Source organism: Bradyrhizobium sp. YCK136, assembly GCF_044570075.1.
Lineage (GTDB): Bacteria > Pseudomonadota > Alphaproteobacteria > Rhizobiales > Xanthobacteraceae > Bradyrhizobium > Bradyrhizobium diazoefficiens.
On the sequence record NZ_CP172424.1, the window covers coordinates 7,779,387 to 7,794,682 of the forward strand.

Consider the following 15,296-nt stretch of genomic DNA (forward strand, 5'->3'; position numbering starts at 1 on the left):
TCTGCGTTGGCTGAGCTGAAAGGCTAGTACCCACTTTTCTTGGAACGTGAGTCGTGATTCAAGGTCGGGATGATACCCGAAGCAAGAGAAGTCCACCTTTCGAGGAAAGATCGCAAGGTGCTTGAGGCGTGCTGTCGCTCACCGGTGACGTTGCAGCGCGATTTGAAGCGGGCGCGGATAGTTCTGTTGGCGGCGGATGGGCGCAGCACCCGGTCGATCGCCAAGGAAGTTGGGGTCCAGCCGCGGATTGTCAGCCTTTGGCGGCATCGCTATGCCGACCATGGCCTTGAAGGGCTGCAAGACAAGCCGCGGCCTGGCAAGCAGCCGATCTATACGAAGACGACCGACAAGCGGATTCTGAAGCTGCTGGATAAGCCGCCACCGCAAGGGTTTGCGCGCTGGACCGGCCCCCTGCTGGCCGAGGCGCTGGGCGATGTCGATGTCCAATATGTCTGGCGGTTCCTGCGCAGCCACAAGATTGACCTGGTGGCTCGCAAGTCCTGGTGCGAGAGCAACGACCCGAACTTTACGGCCAAAGCCGCCGATGTTGTCGGCCTCTATGTCGCGCCGCCGGCGAAGGCCATTGTGCTGTGCGTGGACGAGAAGCCCTCGATCCAGGCTTTGGAGCGAGCGCAGGGTTATCTGAAGTTGCCCAATGGCCGCGCCTTGACCGGCCAAAGCCACGATTACAAGCGGCATGGCACCACAACATTGTTTGCGGCGCTCGAAGTCGCCACCGGAAAGATCATCGCGACCCATTCAAAACGCCGGCGCCGCGTCGAGTTTCTCGATTTCATGAACAGCGTCACCGCGGCTTTTCCGAACCGCAAGCTTCACGTCATCCTCGACAACCTCAACACCCATAAAAAGAACGAGGACTGGCTCAAGGCCCACCCCAACGTGCAATTTCATTTCACGCCGACAAGTGCGTCATGGCTCAATCAGGTCGAAGTATGGTTTTCCATCTTGCAGGGGCAGTCGCTCAGCGGCACCTCCTTCACGAGCCTCAAGCAGCTTCAGGAACACATCGATGCCTACGTCAACGCATACAACGACAGAGCCGAGCCCTTCGTCTGGACCAAGAAAAAGGTCCGTCAACGCCGTTTCAAAGGCCGCCGTATCACTCAGCTCTGATTCCGGGTACTAGCACAGCCGACTGCAGGCGCCCAGAACACGATTTCGCGGCCAGTCATTCCGGGGCGCACGAAGTGCGAACCCGGAATCTCGAGATTCCGGGTTCGACGCTAATGCGTCGCCCCGGAATGACGTGCCGCTTGACATGCAACCATTTGGTTGCCTATTATCACCGCCATGGATGAGGTCTTCAAAGCGCTCGCCGACGCGTCACGACGATCGCTGCTCGACAGGCTTCACGCCAGGAACGGCCAGACGCTGAACGAACTCTGCGAAGGCCTCGCGATGACGCGGCAGGCCGTGACCAAGCATCTGGTGATTCTGGAAGAGGCCAACCTGGTCACGGCCATCAGGCATGGCCGCGAGAAGCTGCATTACCTCAATCCGGTGCCGATCCATCAGATCGGCGAACGCTGGATCAGGAAGTTCGAACGCGGCAAGCTCGCCGCGCTCGGCGAGTTGAAACGCCAGTTGGAGAAGCGCGATGAGTAAGCCGCAATTCGTCTATGTGAGCTATATCGAGACCTCGCCGGAAAAGCTGTGGGAGGCGCTGACGTCGAGCGAGTTCACCAGGCAATACTGGTTCGGCGCCGAGATCCGTTCCGACTGGGAGGTCGGCTCGCCCTTCGCGCTTCTGCTGGACGGCGAAATCACCGATTCCGGCGAGATCCTCGAGGCCGATCCGCCGCGGCGCCTGTCCTACAGCTTCAGCACCAGAAATACGAAGAGCTCCGCGGCGAGCCGATCTCGCGCGTCGTCTTCACCATCGAACCGTTCGGCTCGCTCGTGCGTTTGACCGTGCTGCATGACGGCTTCGTCGAGGGCGGCAAATATCTCGGCGCCGTCTCCAATGGCTGGCCGGCGATCCTGTCAGGCCTCAAGAGCCTGTTGGAGCGAGGCAAGGTGCTCGCCATTCCCCGCGCAGCCCTCAACAAGGGATTCGACGCAAAATGAACCTCGATCAATTCAAGCCACTCACCGTCTATACCATCTACATCGCCTCCACACCGGAGAAGGTGTGGGAGGCGCTGACCTCGGCCGAGTTCAGCCGGCAGTATTTCTTCGGCAATGCCGTGGAGGTCGAGCCGCGGCTCGGCGGCGCGTTCGTCGTGCGCACGCCCGACGGCGCCCTGCACATCAGCGGCGAGGTCCTCTCTTACGATCCGCCGCGAAAGCTCTCGGTCACCTTCAACGTCAACTGGCCGGATCTGATCGAGAAGCTCGGCCCGACCCTCGTCACCTACGAGATCGAAGAGGTCGGCGACGCGGTCCGTCTCACCATGAGCGAAGGCCATGACCGGCCGCTCAGCGACGACATCCTCTCCGGCGGACGGCAGGGCTGGCCGGCGATCCTCTCCAGCCTCAAGAGCATGCTCGAGACCGGCAAGCCGCTGGTGGTGAAGATGGGCCCGCCGCAGCGGATGCTGGATGCCCTGAAGGCGATGGGGATCAAGACGCCGTAGCGGCCGGAATCTGCGCCCTCATCGCTTCTTCTTCGCCGGCGGCGGTTGAATCTCGTCGATCTTGCGACGGCAATCCCCTTCCGAATCGTGCGGGCCCGAGACAAAGGTCCCACTGACCTTGATCGCGTACCAGCCCGACTCCACGCCGAGCCGGAGTGCTTCGTCTGTCTTGACGTGTCTTGGGGAGAGAGTTTGCATCAGGTGCTTTCGGTTGGCGTTCGATCTCGTATCGAACCGCGGTGGAATCTTTCAGGCATATCCGGCACGCGCCCGCCGCGTCCGACTCACCCGCGGGAACGGGCAATATGCGCAACCATCGCCGTTACGATGGCGTGATGAGCCAGCTCCGCCGGTGCGAGGAATGAGCCGTTTCACGTCGCGCGCGCATGGTCACGGCGTCGCGTGTGCGAAAGGACGACCGGACTTTCCGACATTGGCGCACCGTGCGCGCAATCACTGCAATTAGCTATCGTTTTCTCGCCCGCACCGCGCCTTTGACGCGCCAAATGCCGTTCTCGATCGAATAAGGCCGCCGAAGCCTCGTTTTCGACTGCTTGGTCGTGCGTCGGGGCTTGCCTCTCACGGCACCGGCGCCACCAGACGCCGATAGAGATGCCATGTCGCATGGCCGAGCACCGGCAGCGTCACGATCAGCCCGAGGAAGTAAGGCAGCGCGGAGACGATCAGCAGCATCACGATCACGGCCGCCCAACCGATCATCGGCAGCGGGCTGGTCACGACCGCACGCACGCTCGTCACCATGGCCGTGACGAAATCGACCTCGCGGTCGAGCAGCAACGGAAACGACACCACGGTGAGCGAGAACAGGATCAGCGACAACACGGCGCCGACCGCGTTGCCGATGGCGAGGAACAGCAGACCCTCATTGGTCGTCAGCACCACCGTCATGAACTCCTGAAGGCTCGAGAACGAGGCGTGCAGGCCGAGCAGCAGCGCGATCAGGAGCCTCACCTGGTACATCCAGATCACGAACATGAACAGCGTGACGAACGCCATCCAGCCGATCTCGCTGCGCGAGCGTATCGCCGACCAGATCGCGCCGAAGGAGACGGGCTCGCCGCGCTCGCGGCGGCGGCTGACCTCGTAGAGACCGATCGCGACGAACGGGCCGATCAGCGCGAAACCGGCGGCCAGGGGATAGACCAGGTAGACCATGCCGAAAGCGGTGAGGCAGAGCATGATGGCGATGCCGCCGGCGGCATAGAGTGCGCCGAAGCAAAGCCCGTAGAGCGGCAGCGCCTGGAAATCGCGGAGACCCTCGACCAGCGCCTCGGCAATGTCGGTCGCCATAACGGGACGCACCACCGGATCGACCTTGCCCGAGATGGACATCAGCTTCCTCCTCATTTGCCGGTGCGATCTTCGTCGCACGCGGTTCGTCCGTGATATTAGCGCCGTCGGGCGCCGCGCGCACGCGCAGTTTGGTTCCGGATGACGGTATCCTGGGAGCCCGGCGGCGCTGCGTCGACGCCCCCTGTCGGGGGCTCACCCGTGCTGCGCGCAACCTCAGAATCTTTCCCCCCTCGAGGGCTTTTGGGCACGATGCCTATGGACGGAACGGACGGTGGTGCCGCAAATTGCACCTTCGAACCAGCACACGCGATGACCAGAGCGGACTACCCGACCGATGAGCTTGCGTACCCGGCTACTGATACTCGTCATCGCGGCCATGCTGGTGCCGGCGAGCCTCGTCGGGCTGCGTTTCATGCAGAATCGAAGCAGCGACATCAACGCCGCCCTGACCAATCTGGCGGCGGCGGCCGACGAGATTGCAAGCGATCTGGACGAGAAGATCCAGGGCACCGCGCAGCTTCACTATGGTCTCGCCCGTGCCCGCGACCTCGACACGCGCGACAAGGCGGCGTGCTCGGCGTTTCTATCGGAAGTGCGCGAGGAATACCCGCAGTTCACCGGGATATTGACCATCGATCCCGACGGCAGCCTGTTCTGCGACTCGCTGCGGACCAGCCGCACGCTCGACCTGAGGGATCGCGCCTATTTCAAGCAGGCCCTAGTCTCGCGTGGTGTCGTGCTCGAGCCGGTCTTCGGCCGGCTGACCGGACTGTCAGTGCTCCAGATCGCATATCCTGTGCGATCGGAAGCCGGCGCGCTGAAGCTGATCCTGCTGGCTTCGTTCAACCTGCGCAAATTCGCGGAGTTTCACCACAAGCGGCTGCTCGCCGAGAAGGATATCCTGCTCGTCGATGCCAAGGGCACGGTTCTGGTCGCTCCCTCCGGCGGAGGCTGGACCGAGCCCGTCGGCGGGTCGATCGCGGGATCCGAACTGTTCCGCTTCGCGGCAACGCCCGACCGGAAGGCGTTTCAGGAAGTGACCGATCGCGAGGGCCGCACCCATGTCTGGAGTGTCGCCGCCCGCTCGCCGTCGACCGGGGATGCCGGTCTCTACATCCTGGTCGGACGGTCCAAGGACGGGCTGGTCGCGGCAGCGAACCGACGACTCTACGAGGACATGGCGATCCTGGCGGTGGCCTCGCTGCTGCTGCTGGCGGCGGTCTGGATCCTCGCGACGGTGAGCGTCGGCCGCCAGGTCGGGCGGCTCGCCGCGATGGCCAAGAGGCTCGGGCGCGGTGACCTCGGCGCGCGAATTCTGCCGCCCCATCCGCGCGGCGAACTCGGCGGACTGATGAGCCTGCTCAACGACACCGCCGAGTCGCTCCAGCAGCAACGCGCCGCCATCGCGGAGCTCAACCAGAAACTCAGCCAGTCCCAGAAGATGGAGGCCATGGGCCAGCTCACCGGCGGCGTGGCGCACGATTTCAACAATCTGCTGACCGTCATTCTCGGCAATGCGGAGCATCTTGCCGACAGCCTGGCGGGAAACAAGGAATTGCACCGGATCGCCGGCGATATCGCGACCGCCGCGGAGCGCGGCTCAGACCTGACGCGGAGCCTGCTCGCCTTCGCACGCAAGCAGCCCTTGAGGCCGAGGGAGATCGACATCGCCGGCAGGATTCGCGACATGGAGCCGTTGCTGCGTCGGACCCTGGGCGGGCACATCGAGTGCGCTTTCGCGCTCGGGGCGAATGTGTGGTTGACCAGCGTCGATCCCGGCCAGCTGACAACTGCGCTGCTCAACCTCGTGCTCAACGCGCGCGACGCCTTGCCTGACGGCGGCAAGCTGACGGTCGAGGTGCGCAACGTTTCGCTCGGAGAAACTGACGTCGACGTCAACGGCGAGCCGCGGCCCGGCGACTACGTCATGGTCGCGGTGACGGACACGGGCAGCGGCATGACCGCCGAGGTGGCGAGCCGCGCGTTCGAGCCGTTCTTCACCACCAAGGAGGTCGGCAAGGGGACCGGGCTTGGCCTCAGCATGGTCTACGGGTTTGTGCGACAATCCGGCGGCCTGGTGCAGATGCAGTCCGAACCGGGACACGGCAGTGTCGTCAGGCTGTTCTTTCCCCGCCTCGCAACGCAGCCGACTGAGGACCCATCACCCCGGGATCGGACCGTCGCACCCGATGGAAGCGAGACCATTCTCGTGGTCGAGGACGACGACATGGTTCGAGCCTATGTCGTGAACGAGCTGAAGACGCTCGGCTACCGCGTCATCGCGGCGCCGAACGGCCCCGCGGCGCTCGACCTGTTGCGCCAGCCGGGGGACATCCACCTGCTGTTCACCGACGTCGTGATGCCCGGCGGCATGTTCGGGCCGGAGCTTGCCAGGCAGGCCACCGGCTTGCGGCCCGAGCTCAAGGTGCTCTTCACCTCCGGCTACACCCAAAATCCCGTCAAGACGCCCGACGGGCTCGGCGACGCCCGCATTCTGACAAAACCGTTCCGGCGGCACGACCTCGCCGCGATGTTGCGGTCCGCCCTGTCGGCGCCGCCGCGATGACGTCAGGACGACCACGTGAGCAGAAGCGCCACGCCAAGATTGGCCGCGAACAGGGCCGCGTCGATGACAAATATCCTGAGCATCGGGCCTTTGAGCACCGGCCAGTAAGCCACGCCGACACGTCCGCCACGCATCAGGATCGGCAGGTTATAGGCGAACTGGCTGAAGTGGCAGGCGGCGAAGAACAGGAACAGCACAAGCTGCGCCTCGACGGGCTGGAAGAACGGCGGGCGCGCGACCAGAAGAAAGAACGACAAAAGCCCGATCGGCAAATTCATCCCGCCCAGGAACGCCACGCTGGCCGCGAGGGTCGGCGCGATTGGATTGCTCCGCTCTTCCCGCGGCAGCAAGATCTTCAACGTGTTGCGCTGTGCAATGCTGAACTGGATGAATGCGCCGCCGAACCAGAGCGCGTTGAGAAGCAGAACGAAATCCGAAAGGCGCATGTCTATTTTCCGTAAAAGGCTTCGCTGCGCACCACGCGGCCGGCAGCGTCGAAATCCATGAACTCGCTGGCGCGCGTGTCGCCGAGCTGCCACCACACCGTCAGCCGCGAGATCGTGTCATCCCAGCTCCAGGTCAGGATCTTCAGGTCGGTGCTTTCGATGTGGCCATAGGCCTTCCGCCAGTAGGCGCGGATATTTTCGGCGCCAGCGACGACAGGAGAGCCGGTCAGTGTCAGCGCCAGCGGGCTGCGCATCTGCGCATTGTCGGCAAAGTGCGCGACGACCGCGTCGATATCGACCTTGCACCAGTTCGCGCACCATGCCGCGACGAAGCGTTCGGCGGCTGCGCGATTCATTATCTGTGCACTCGTGTCTTGAGCGCTCATCTCTTGAGCGCTCCCGGCTTCCGTCCGCTCATGACGCGGCCCTCCCCTGGCTCGTTGCCGGGAAAGTGGCAAAGTCCACGCCTCATGTCAACTATGTTGACTTGAGAATTCGTCAGTGGTTGTCGGCGATCGCCCCCATGACGGCCATCCATGACGCCGCGCCGGACGCCCCGACGCGATCGAACGCCGCGCGCAGGGCCTTGCGCTCGTGGTCCGATGCCCTTTGCTCGATACGTTTCCCGGCGTCCGTCAGGCGCAGCAGCTTGGAGCGATGCTGCTCGGGCGAGCGCTTCGACGTCAGGAGCTTGCGCTCCAGCAGCAGGTTGAGCGGCCGGTTCAACGCCTGCTTGGAAATGCCGAGGATCTCGATCAGCGCGCCGATCGCGATGTCGGGCCGGCGGGCCACCACGTAGAGGATACGATGGTGCGGGCGCGACAGGCCCTGCTTTGCAAGATACTCGTCGGCCTCCAGCGTCATCCCGCGCCAGCCGTAATACATGAGCTCCAGCGCAGCATCGAGATCGTGCAGCTTCGCAAGTGAGGCGCGGTGAAGCCCCGCGGCTTGAGACGTCTTTGGCATTGTAAGAAGCTAACCCTTCGCCCGCAGTTCGCGCCGCAGCACCTTGCCGGTCGCCGTCATCGGCAGCGTCTCGGCGAACTCCACGAAGCGCGGATATTCGTGCGCGGCGAGCTGCACCTTCACGAACTCCTGGATCTCGCGCGCGAGCGCGTCGCTGCCGATAAAGCCCGGACGCAGCACGATCCAGGCCTTGATCGACTCCGTGCGGATCGGATCGGGAATACCGACCACCGCGGCCATCGCCACCGACGGATGCTTCATCAGCGTGTGCTCGATCTCGGATGGGCCGACGCGATAGCCGGCGGTGGTGATGACGTCGTCCTCGCGGCTGACATACCAGAAATAGCCGTCCTCGTCCTGCACGCCGAGATCGCCGGTGAGCAGGAAGTCGCCGGCATATTTCTTACGCGTCGCCTCCGGATTGCGCCAGTATTCGAGCATGGTGACGGGGCACGGCTGGCGCACGCCGATGATGCCGCGCTGCCCGCGCGGCAGCTCCTCGCCCTTGTCGTTGACGATGCGGACGTCGAAGCCCGGCGTCGCCTTGCCCATCGCGCCGGGCCGGATCGGAAACAGGTTGGAGTTGCTGCCGATCACGAGATTGCACTCGGTCTGGCCGAATACTTCGTGCGCGTCGATGCCGAAGGTCTCGCGCACCCAGCCCAAGAGTTCGCCGCCGAGCGATTCGCCGCCGGTGAAAATGCTGCACAGCTTGACGCCGGGATGCTTCACGCCGGCCTGCCGCATCAGCTTCAGCGCCGTCGGCGGCAGGAAGACGTTGCGGACGGAAAGATCGGCCATCATCTGCATCGCCGCCTGCGGCTCGAATTTTCGGGCGCGGTGACCGACCAGGGGAATGCCGTGATACCAGAACGCGAGCAGGCCGTTGACGAGGCCGCCGATCCAGGCCCAGTCCGCCGGCGTCCACATCAGATCGCCGGGGCGCGGCAGGAAGTTGTGGCACATCTCGACGTTCGGCAGATGGCCGAGCACGACGCGATGCGCATGCAGCGCACCCTTCGGATTGCCCGTTGTGCCCGAGGTGTAGATGATCAGCGCAGGATCGTCGGCCGAGGTGTCGACGGTCGCAAAATCCTCGGACGCGGTTTCGATCGCCGGCCAGAACGGTTTTGCGCCGGCGTGGACGGCGCCGCTCGTGATGTAGATGTCCTGCAAATAGGGCAGCCGATCGCGGACCCTCGTGAGCTTCTCCCAGCCCGCCTCATCAGTGATGATGGCTCTTGCTTGCGAATTCGACAGGCGAAATTCCAGCGCGTCCTCGCCGAACAGCGCGAACAGAGGGATCGAGATCAGCCCGGAGCGGAACGCTGCCATATGCGCGATAGGCAGCTCCAGCGACTGCGACAGGAACACCGCGACGCGGTCACCGCGCGCAAGGCCATCCGCCTTCAGCACGTTGGCGAAGCGGCGCGACATCTCCGCGACCTCGTCGAAGGAGGTGCGCGTGGTGACGCCGTTCTCATCGACATAGATCAGCGCGAGACGGCCGGTACCGTCGGCATGGCGGTCGCAGCACGCCTCCGCCATGTTGAAGCGCGCCGGGATATCCCAGCGGAAGTTGCGATAGAGCTCGTCGTAGGTCTTGGCTTCGGTGAGCATGGCTCGCGTTTCCACGGTCTTGGCGTCATGGCCGGGCGAAAGCGCGAAGCGCGTCTTCGCGATCAAAGTCCCGGCCATCCACGCCCTTGCTTCTTGAGCCTAGTCTAAGCTCGTGGGTGCCCGGGACAAGCCCGGGCATAACATCTGCATTCGACGTCATTCGGGGGCGGTCCGCAGGACCGACCCCGGAATCTCGAGATTCTCAGGTACGCAAGCGCGCACCATGGTTCGCGCTTTGCGCGCGCCGGAATGACCGCGATAGAATTATCGCACCGTCGCGAAGAACTTCCTGACATCGCCCACGAACAGCTCCGGCTGCTCGAAGGCGGCGAAATGGCCACCCTTCTCCATCTCGCTCCAATGCGTGATGTTGGAAAAGTTGGGCTCCATCCAGCGCCGTACCGGCGTGATGATCTCCTTCGGGAAGACGGCGACACCGGTCGGCACGCCGACCCTGGGCGTTGTGCGGCACTTGCCAAAGCTTTCCCAATAGAGCCGTGCGGACGAGGTCGCCGTCTCGGTAGCCCAATAGAGCATGACGTTGTCGAGCAGCTCGTCCCTGGAGAAGATGTTCTCGGGATGGCCGCCGCAATCGGTCCAGGCCCAGAACTTTTCCAGAATCCAGGCCGCCTGCCCGCTCGGCGAATCCGTCAAGCCGTAGCCGAGCGTCTGCGGCCGCGTCGACTGCTGCTTGGAATAACCGGAGTCGAGATCGACATAATGCTTGAGGCCGGCGAGCGCGCGCTTCTCCTCCACCGTCGGCTCGCCCTCGACCTTCGGCGCCGCGTTGAAGGCGAGCGTGATGTGGATGCCGGCGCAATGCTCGGCGTCCTGCGCGCCGAGCGAGGTCGTCACCGCCGAGCCCCAGTCGCCGCCTTGCGCGCCGTAACGCGGGTAGCCGAGCCGGTCCATCAGCTTCGCCCAGGTCGCGGCGATGCGGTCGACGCCCCAGCCGGTGGTCTGCGGCTTGGCGGAGAAGCCAAAGCCCGGCAGCGAGGGACAGACGACGTGGAACGCATCCGCGGGATTGCCGCCATGCGCGGCGGGATCGACCAGCGGCGCGATCACCTTCTGGAATTCCACGATCGAGCCGGGCCAGCCATGGGTGATGATCAGCGGCAGCGCGGAGGGCTCCTTCGAACGCGCATGCAGGAAGTGGATATCGAGCCCGTCGATCTCGGTCGTGTATTGATCGATGCGGTTGAGCCTGGCTTCGCGGGCGCGCCAGTCGTAGCCATCAGCCCAATAGGTGCAGATCTCCCGGATCCATTGCAGCGGCGCGCCCTGGCTCCAGTCGTCGACGAGTTCAGCCTCCGGCCAGCGCGTGCGGGCGAGGCGCGATTTGAGATCGGCGAGGATGTCGTCGCTGATGGCGATGCGGAACGGCTTGATGGCGCCGGTCATCGGTTGCCTCCCCTTGTTCTTTTGTCATTCCGGGGCGCACCCCTTGGCGCGAGCCCGGAATCCATTGCGCAACAGAACTGGCGGCCCGATGGATTCTCTGATGCGCAATTGCGCATCATAGCTCGACGCTGACGCGTCGCCCCGGAATGACAACTCAGCCCGACAGCGCCGCCTTCACCAAACCGCTCGCCTTGCCGAAATCCATTTGTCCGGCGTACTTCGCCCGCAGGATCGCGATCACCTTGCCCATGTCCTTCATGCCGGCGGCACCGGTTTCAGCGATCGCGTCCGAGATCGCCTTCTTGACCTCGTCTTCGGACATCTGCTTCGGCAGGTAGGCCGAGATCACCGCGATCTCCTCGCGCTCCTGCTGGGCAAGCTCGGCGCGGCCGCCCTTGTCGTAGAGCTCGACCGATTCCTGGCGCTGCTTGATCATCTTCTGCAGCACGGCGAGCAGGTCGGCGTCCGACAGCGGTGGCTTGCCGCTGCCGCGTGCCTCGATGTCGGCGTTCTTGAAGGTCGAATTGACCATGCGCAGCGTGGACAGCTTGCGCTCGTCCTTGGCCTTCATGGCCTCCTTGACCGCATTGTTGATGTCGTCGCGCAGCATGGTCGTGATCCCTTCGAATATCCGACGCCTGATCTAGGCCCTTCGCGCTCCCGAGACAACCTGGCTTTGCAGCCATTCGGTCAGCGCCTGCACCGTCGCCGCGGGCTGTTCCGGCTGCGGCAGATGCCCGCAATTCGCCAGAACGACGAGCTTCGCGCCGGCAATGCCGTCCGCCATCTCCTTCGAAAACGCATTGGGAATCGTGTTGTCCTGATCGCCGGTCAGCACCAGCGTCGGGCATTTGATCGTGGCCAGCGTCGGCCGCGAGTCGACCCGCGCAATGATCGCGGTCTGCTGCCGCAGATAGCCGTCGACGCCGACGTCGTCGCCCTGCTCATGCACAAGCCGGCGAATGTCGGCATCGTCGCGGCGCGAGGGATGCACCAGTTCCGGAAACATCTCCTCGCGCGCGGCACGCAACTCCCCGCGCTTCGCGCGCTCCATCAGGCCGCGGCGGCGCTGGGTCGCCTCCGCCGTATCGGGCCGGGCCTGGGTGTTGATCAGCGCGAGCCTCAAAACCCGCTCGGGCGCCTGGCGCATGATCTCCAGCGCGATGTAGCCACCCATGGAATGGCCGGCGAGCGCAAAGCGGCGCGGGGCCTCGCCCAGCACGCGGCGGGCGATCGCCGCCATGCTGTCATCGCGGATATGGTTGGCGACCATCACCGGGCCGAACCGCCACAGCGCCGGGATCACCGGGGCATAGATCCGGGCCGAGGAGGCCAACCCCGGAACCAGCAGAAGCGGGGTGGTCTGGTCCATTATTGCCTCGAAAGCCCCTAGATTTGCTGGAAATTGTGCGGCCAAGCTTAAGTACCCGGGACGGGCTGTCAAATATGCAAAAACGCATGTGAATCGGGCCTCTCCCGCTTTGACGGAGGCGCGCGGGCAGACTATGAAACGCGCTCATGACACAACATGACAACGATCCCGCTTGGCCGGACCATAAACCGACCGCGCTCCTCGTGCTCGCCGATGGCACGGTGCTCGAAGGCTTCGGTCTCGGCGCCGAAGGCCACGCCGTCGGTGAAGTCTGCTTCAACACCGCGATGACCGGCTACGAGGAGATCCTCACCGATCCCTCCTATGCCGGCCAGCTCATCACCTTCACCTTCCCGCATATCGGCAATGTCGGTACCAACGAGGAAGACATCGAGACGGTGAACATGGCCGCGACGCCGGGCGCGCGCGGCGTGATCCTGCGCACCGCCATCACCGATCCCTCGAACTACCGCGCCACCAAGCATCTCGACGCCTGGCTGAAGGCGCGCGGCATCATCGGCCTCTCCGGCATCGACACCCGCGCGCTGACCGCGCTGATCCGCAGCAAGGGCATGCCCAATGCCGTGATCGCGCATGCCAGGAACGGCGAGTTCGACCTGCATGGTCTGAAGGAAGAAGCCCGCGAATGGCCGGGACTCGAGGGCATGGACCTCGTGCCGATGGTCACCTCCGGCCAGCGCTTCACCTGGGACGAGACGCCGTGGCTCTGGGACAAGGGCTTTGGCCAGCAGGACAAGACCGAGTTCAACGTCGTCGCCATCGACTACGGCATCAAGCGCAACATTTTGCGCCTGCTCGCCGGCGTCGGCTGCAAGGTGACGGTGGTGCCGGCAACGACGTCAGCCGAAGATATCCTGGCGATGAAGCCGGACGGCGTGTTCCTGTCGAACGGCCCGGGCGATCCGGCCGCGACCGGCAAATATGCCGTGCCTGTCATCCGGGACGTCATCAAGTCGGGCACGCCGACCTTCGGGATTTGTCTTGGCCACCAGATGCTCGGCCTCGCCGTCGGCGCCAAGACCAAGAAGATGCATCAGGGCCACCACGGCGCCAATCATCCCGTGAAGGACGAGACCACCGGCAAGGTCGAGATCACCTCGATGAACCACGGCTTCGCCGTGGACGAGAAGACGCTGCCGGAGGGCGCGACGCAGACCCACATCTCGCTGTTCGACGGCTCCAATTGCGGCATCCGGCTCGATGGCAAGCCGGTGTTCTCGGTGCAGTACCACCCCGAGGCTTCGCCGGGCCCGCGCGACTCGCACTACCTGTTCCAGCGGTTTGCCGATCTGATGCGGCAGAAGAAGAGCGCGTAAGCGGCAAGATCACCCGGCGGATGAATCCGCCGGGGCCCGCCGTCAGGGGCGCATGAACATGAAGTCCGTGTCGGGATCGCAGTTCTCGGCGATGAAGCGCAGCTCCGCCTGAATGTCGGCGACGGACCTCGTCTCGAGATATTTTGAGATCACCAGGCTGAGCAAGGCGCGGCAGACGGCTTCGTGCCCGAGACCGGCCGTCTCCGCCTCGTCGACGGCCGCCGAAAAATGGCGCTGCGCAACGTCGGATGCGTACATGGCGTCCCCCTCCTTCGCGTTGATTTGCGTGCCCCTGAATGGCCGCCCGCGCCTTGATCTCCGTCAAGCCGGCATGTGGACTTGTGTCAGGAACAAGGACGCCTGCGCCGTCTTGATTCCTGGTCTGTTGCCACTGGAGCCTCCCATGTCCGTCGTCCGCGACAATGCCGAGCCGCTTGCCATCGTGTTTGAGGATGACGGGCTCGTGCCGAACAACATCCTCCCCTTCCTGGTCTACCAGGGGGCGGTGAAGCTCGACCCGGAGCATCCGGAGCAGACGATCGAAAACCTGTTTGAGGAGAACGGCTGGGGCGGCACGTGGCGCAACGGCGTCTACGACTATCTGCACTACCACGCGACGGTGCATGAGGTGCTCGGCGTTGCGCGTGGGAGCGCACGCGTTCGCTTCGGCGGCGACCATGGCCAGGAGCTTCAAATCAAGGCCGGCGATGTCGCGATCCTGCCAGCCGGCACCGGACATCAGTGCATCAAGGCAAGCGGTGATTTCTGCGTGATCGGCGCCTATCCGCCGGGCAGCAAGATGGAGATCACGCGCGCGACGCCGGAGAACCATGCCAAGGCGCTGAAGACGATTCCAAAGGTCGCGTTGCCGCCGGCCGATCCGGTGACAGGCAAGGATGGGGCGCTGACGCGGTTGTGGCGATAGCTACAAGCGCGGTGCCGTAGGGTGGGCAATGCGAAGCGTGCACACCAATCCATTTGAACTGTGCGGACAGATGATGGGCACGGCGCGCGCCTTTGCCCACCCTACGGCACCATGACTAAGCCTCGTTCGCGCCTTCCTGGCGGGTGGCTTCGAACAGGAACCAGGTGCGGCGCTCGGTCTCGTCGATGAAGACCTCGAGGATGCTGGCGCTGGCGACATCGCCGGCGTCATCGCAGACTTCGTGGGCCTTCCGCATCGCGCCCGCGACATGCTTGTTGTCCTGCATCAGCTCGCGCAGCATCTCGCGCGGCGGGACGTAATCCTCGTTGTTGTCCTTGATGGTCTGGAGCTTTGCGACCTGGCCGATCGACTTCAGCGTCGCGCCGCCGATCTTGCGGACGCGCTCGGCGAGCTGGTCGGTGGTGGCGAAGATCTGGTCCGAGTGCTCGTCGAGCAGCAGATGGTAGTCGCGGAAATGCCGGCCGCTGATGTGCCAGTGGAAATTCTTGGTCTTGAGATACAGTGCGAACGCGTCGGCCAGAAGCACGTTGAGCGCCTCCGAAACCTTGTTGACCGCCTGGGGCGACAGATCGGTGGGGGTGTCGAGGTCGGGCGAGACCTTGTTGGGGGCTTTGCTCACGGGAAACCTTCCTGTTAGGACGCGGACATTGACGGCGCGCCGTCGCCCCCCCTAACGCAAGGTGGGCAGCGCCGGTTCCTGTGCAGGAGCTGTTTGGCCGGGACGTTCG

Annotated in this window: 17 protein-coding genes and 1 pseudogene; 7 read left to right on the forward strand and 11 right to left on the reverse strand. The window is 64.2% G+C overall.

Annotated elements, in window-relative coordinates; genetic code table 11:
* Positions 1-69 precede the first annotated feature (69 nt).
* From ACFLEY_RS37525 to ACFLEY_RS37540, 4 genes and pseudogenes are all read left to right on the forward strand, one after another.
* Positions 70-1,134, forward strand: coding sequence for an IS630-like element ISRj1 family transposase (locus ACFLEY_RS37525; RefSeq protein ID WP_026192128.1), 1,065 nt, complete (start codon positions 70-72; stop codon positions 1,132-1,134).
* 177 nt (positions 1,135-1,311) lie between these two features.
* On the forward strand, positions 1,312-1,626 hold the full coding sequence (locus ACFLEY_RS37530; RefSeq protein WP_011090094.1) for a helix-turn-helix transcriptional regulator: 315 nt from the start codon (positions 1,312-1,314) through the stop codon (positions 1,624-1,626).
* Positions 1,619-2,088, forward strand: a pseudogene (locus tag ACFLEY_RS37535) (SRPBCC family protein). Before ACFLEY_RS37530 ends, ACFLEY_RS37535 begins: the two are co-directional and overlap by 8 nt.
* A complete protein-coding gene (locus ACFLEY_RS37540) occupies positions 2,085-2,597 on the forward strand; it encodes an SRPBCC family protein (protein ID WP_060910587.1) in 513 nt (170 codons plus the stop codon). The pseudogene ACFLEY_RS37535 and the gene ACFLEY_RS37540 overlap by 4 nt, the downstream one beginning before the upstream one ends.
* Before the next feature lie 18 nt (positions 2,598-2,615).
* Here ACFLEY_RS37540 and ACFLEY_RS37545 read toward each other — a convergent pair whose 3' ends face one another.
* Both ACFLEY_RS37545 and ACFLEY_RS37550 read right to left on the reverse strand, forming a co-directional pair.
* A complete protein-coding gene (locus ACFLEY_RS37545) occupies positions 2,616-2,795 on the reverse strand; it encodes a hypothetical protein (RefSeq protein WP_028172854.1) in 180 nt (59 codons plus the stop codon).
* 381 nt (positions 2,796-3,176) lie between these two features.
* The gene (locus ACFLEY_RS37550) at positions 3,177-3,950 is read right to left on the reverse strand and encodes a DUF2189 domain-containing protein (protein ID WP_028172853.1); all 774 of its coding nucleotides are present in this window, start codon (positions 3,948-3,950) and stop codon (positions 3,177-3,179) included.
* Positions 3,951-4,245: 295 nt separating this feature from the next.
* On the opposite strand from ACFLEY_RS37550, the gene ACFLEY_RS37555 reads away from it, so the two are divergent.
* A complete protein-coding gene (locus tag ACFLEY_RS37555; RefSeq protein ID WP_060910586.1) occupies positions 4,246-6,477 on the forward strand; it encodes an ATP-binding protein in 2,232 nt (743 codons plus the stop codon).
* A gap of 2 nt (positions 6,478-6,479) precedes the next feature.
* Here ACFLEY_RS37555 and ACFLEY_RS37560 read toward each other — a convergent pair whose 3' ends face one another.
* The 7 genes from ACFLEY_RS37560 to ACFLEY_RS37590 all read right to left on the reverse strand — a co-directional run bounded on the left by ACFLEY_RS37560 (position 6,480) and on the right by ACFLEY_RS37590 (position 12,285).
* Entirely contained in the window at positions 6,480-6,923 is a 444-nt protein-coding gene (locus ACFLEY_RS37560; protein WP_028172851.1) for a hypothetical protein, read from the reverse strand.
* A gap of 2 nt (positions 6,924-6,925) precedes the next feature.
* Positions 6,926-7,279 carry a nuclear transport factor 2 family protein gene (locus tag ACFLEY_RS37565; RefSeq protein ID WP_249163172.1) on the reverse strand — a complete coding sequence of 118 codons (354 nt, stop codon included), beginning with the start codon at positions 7,277-7,279 and terminating at the stop codon, positions 6,926-6,928.
* Between the two features lie 142 nt (positions 7,280-7,421).
* Complete coding sequence (locus tag ACFLEY_RS37570; protein WP_011090101.1) at positions 7,422-7,889, reverse strand: MarR family transcriptional regulator; 468 nt, start codon at positions 7,887-7,889, stop codon at positions 7,422-7,424.
* A gap of 9 nt (positions 7,890-7,898) precedes the next feature.
* Positions 7,899-9,509: an acyl-CoA synthetase gene (locus ACFLEY_RS37575; protein ID WP_060912920.1), complete on the reverse strand. Its 1,611-nt coding sequence runs from the start codon at positions 9,507-9,509 to the stop codon at positions 7,899-7,901.
* 264 nt (positions 9,510-9,773) lie between these two features.
* A complete protein-coding gene (locus ACFLEY_RS37580) occupies positions 9,774-10,913 on the reverse strand; it encodes an epoxide hydrolase family protein (RefSeq protein ID WP_060910584.1) in 1,140 nt (379 codons plus the stop codon).
* A 154-nt stretch (positions 10,914-11,067) separates the two neighbouring features.
* Positions 11,068-11,523, reverse strand: coding sequence for a GatB/YqeY domain-containing protein (locus ACFLEY_RS37585; RefSeq protein ID WP_060910583.1), 456 nt, complete (start codon positions 11,521-11,523; stop codon positions 11,068-11,070).
* Between the two features lie 33 nt (positions 11,524-11,556).
* Positions 11,557-12,285 (reverse strand): alpha/beta fold hydrolase, encoded by a 729-nt coding sequence (locus ACFLEY_RS37590; protein ID WP_060910582.1) that lies wholly within the window; start codon positions 12,283-12,285, stop codon positions 11,557-11,559.
* 146 nt (positions 12,286-12,431) lie between these two features.
* Here ACFLEY_RS37590 and carA point away from each other — a divergent pair, with 146 nt between their 5' ends.
* On the forward strand, positions 12,432-13,622 hold the full coding sequence (gene carA, locus ACFLEY_RS37595; protein WP_060910581.1) for a glutamine-hydrolyzing carbamoyl-phosphate synthase small subunit: 1,191 nt from the start codon (positions 12,432-12,434) through the stop codon (positions 13,620-13,622).
* Positions 13,623-13,664: 42 nt separating this feature from the next.
* Here carA and ACFLEY_RS37600 read toward each other — a convergent pair whose 3' ends face one another.
* Complete coding sequence (locus ACFLEY_RS37600) at positions 13,665-13,880, reverse strand: hypothetical protein (protein WP_011090107.1); 216 nt, start codon at positions 13,878-13,880, stop codon at positions 13,665-13,667.
* Between the two features lie 145 nt (positions 13,881-14,025).
* On the opposite strand from ACFLEY_RS37600, the gene ACFLEY_RS37605 reads away from it, so the two are divergent.
* Positions 14,026-14,547, forward strand: a complete 522-nt coding sequence (locus tag ACFLEY_RS37605; protein WP_060910580.1) for a hypothetical protein — start codon at positions 14,026-14,028, stop codon at positions 14,545-14,547.
* 115 nt (positions 14,548-14,662) lie between these two features.
* Here ACFLEY_RS37605 and ACFLEY_RS37610 read toward each other — a convergent pair whose 3' ends face one another.
* Entirely contained in the window at positions 14,663-15,187 is a 525-nt protein-coding gene (locus ACFLEY_RS37610; RefSeq protein ID WP_027547661.1) for a Dps family protein, read from the reverse strand.
* Positions 15,188-15,296 lie beyond the last annotated feature (109 nt).

Bases quoted from the DNA above. Each gene is read 5' to 3' on its own strand.
- ACFLEY_RS37560 (WP_028172851.1), bottom strand. From the start codon at position 6,923: ATGCGCCTTTCGGATTTCGTTCTGCTTCTCAACGCGCTCTGGTTCGGC.
- ACFLEY_RS37545 (WP_028172854.1), bottom strand. From the start codon at position 2,795: ATGCAAACTCTCTCCCCAAGACACGTCAAGACAGACGAAGCACTCCGG.
- ACFLEY_RS37565 (WP_249163172.1), bottom strand. From the start codon at position 7,279: ATGAATCGCGCAGCCGCCGAACGCTTCGTCGCGGCATGGTGCGCGAAC.
- ACFLEY_RS37600 (WP_011090107.1), bottom strand. From the start codon at position 13,880: ATGTACGCATCCGACGTTGCGCAGCGCCATTTTTCGGCGGCCGTCGAC.
- ACFLEY_RS37555 (WP_060910586.1), top strand. From the start codon at position 4,246: ATGAGCTTGCGTACCCGGCTACTGATACTCGTCATCGCGGCCATGCTG.
- ACFLEY_RS37540 (WP_060910587.1), top strand. From the start codon at position 2,085: ATGAACCTCGATCAATTCAAGCCACTCACCGTCTATACCATCTACATC.
- ACFLEY_RS37570 (WP_011090101.1), bottom strand. From the start codon at position 7,889: ATGCCAAAGACGTCTCAAGCCGCGGGGCTTCACCGCGCCTCACTTGCG.
- ACFLEY_RS37605 (WP_060910580.1), top strand. From the start codon at position 14,026: ATGTCCGTCGTCCGCGACAATGCCGAGCCGCTTGCCATCGTGTTTGAG.
- ACFLEY_RS37530 (WP_011090094.1), top strand. From the start codon at position 1,312: ATGGATGAGGTCTTCAAAGCGCTCGCCGACGCGTCACGACGATCGCTG.
- ACFLEY_RS37585 (WP_060910583.1), bottom strand. From the start codon at position 11,523: ATGCTGCGCGACGACATCAACAATGCGGTCAAGGAGGCCATGAAGGCC.
- ACFLEY_RS37575 (WP_060912920.1), bottom strand. From the start codon at position 9,509: ATGCTCACCGAAGCCAAGACCTACGACGAGCTCTATCGCAACTTCCGC.
- ACFLEY_RS37580 (WP_060910584.1), bottom strand. From the start codon at position 10,913: ATGACCGGCGCCATCAAGCCGTTCCGCATCGCCATCAGCGACGACATC.
- ACFLEY_RS37590 (WP_060910582.1), bottom strand. From the start codon at position 12,285: ATGGACCAGACCACCCCGCTTCTGCTGGTTCCGGGGTTGGCCTCCTCG.
- carA (WP_060910581.1), top strand. From the start codon at position 12,432: ATGACACAACATGACAACGATCCCGCTTGGCCGGACCATAAACCGACC.
- ACFLEY_RS37550 (WP_028172853.1), bottom strand. From the start codon at position 3,950: ATGTCCATCTCGGGCAAGGTCGATCCGGTGGTGCGTCCCGTTATGGCG.
- ACFLEY_RS37525 (WP_026192128.1), top strand. From the start codon at position 70: ATGATACCCGAAGCAAGAGAAGTCCACCTTTCGAGGAAAGATCGCAAG.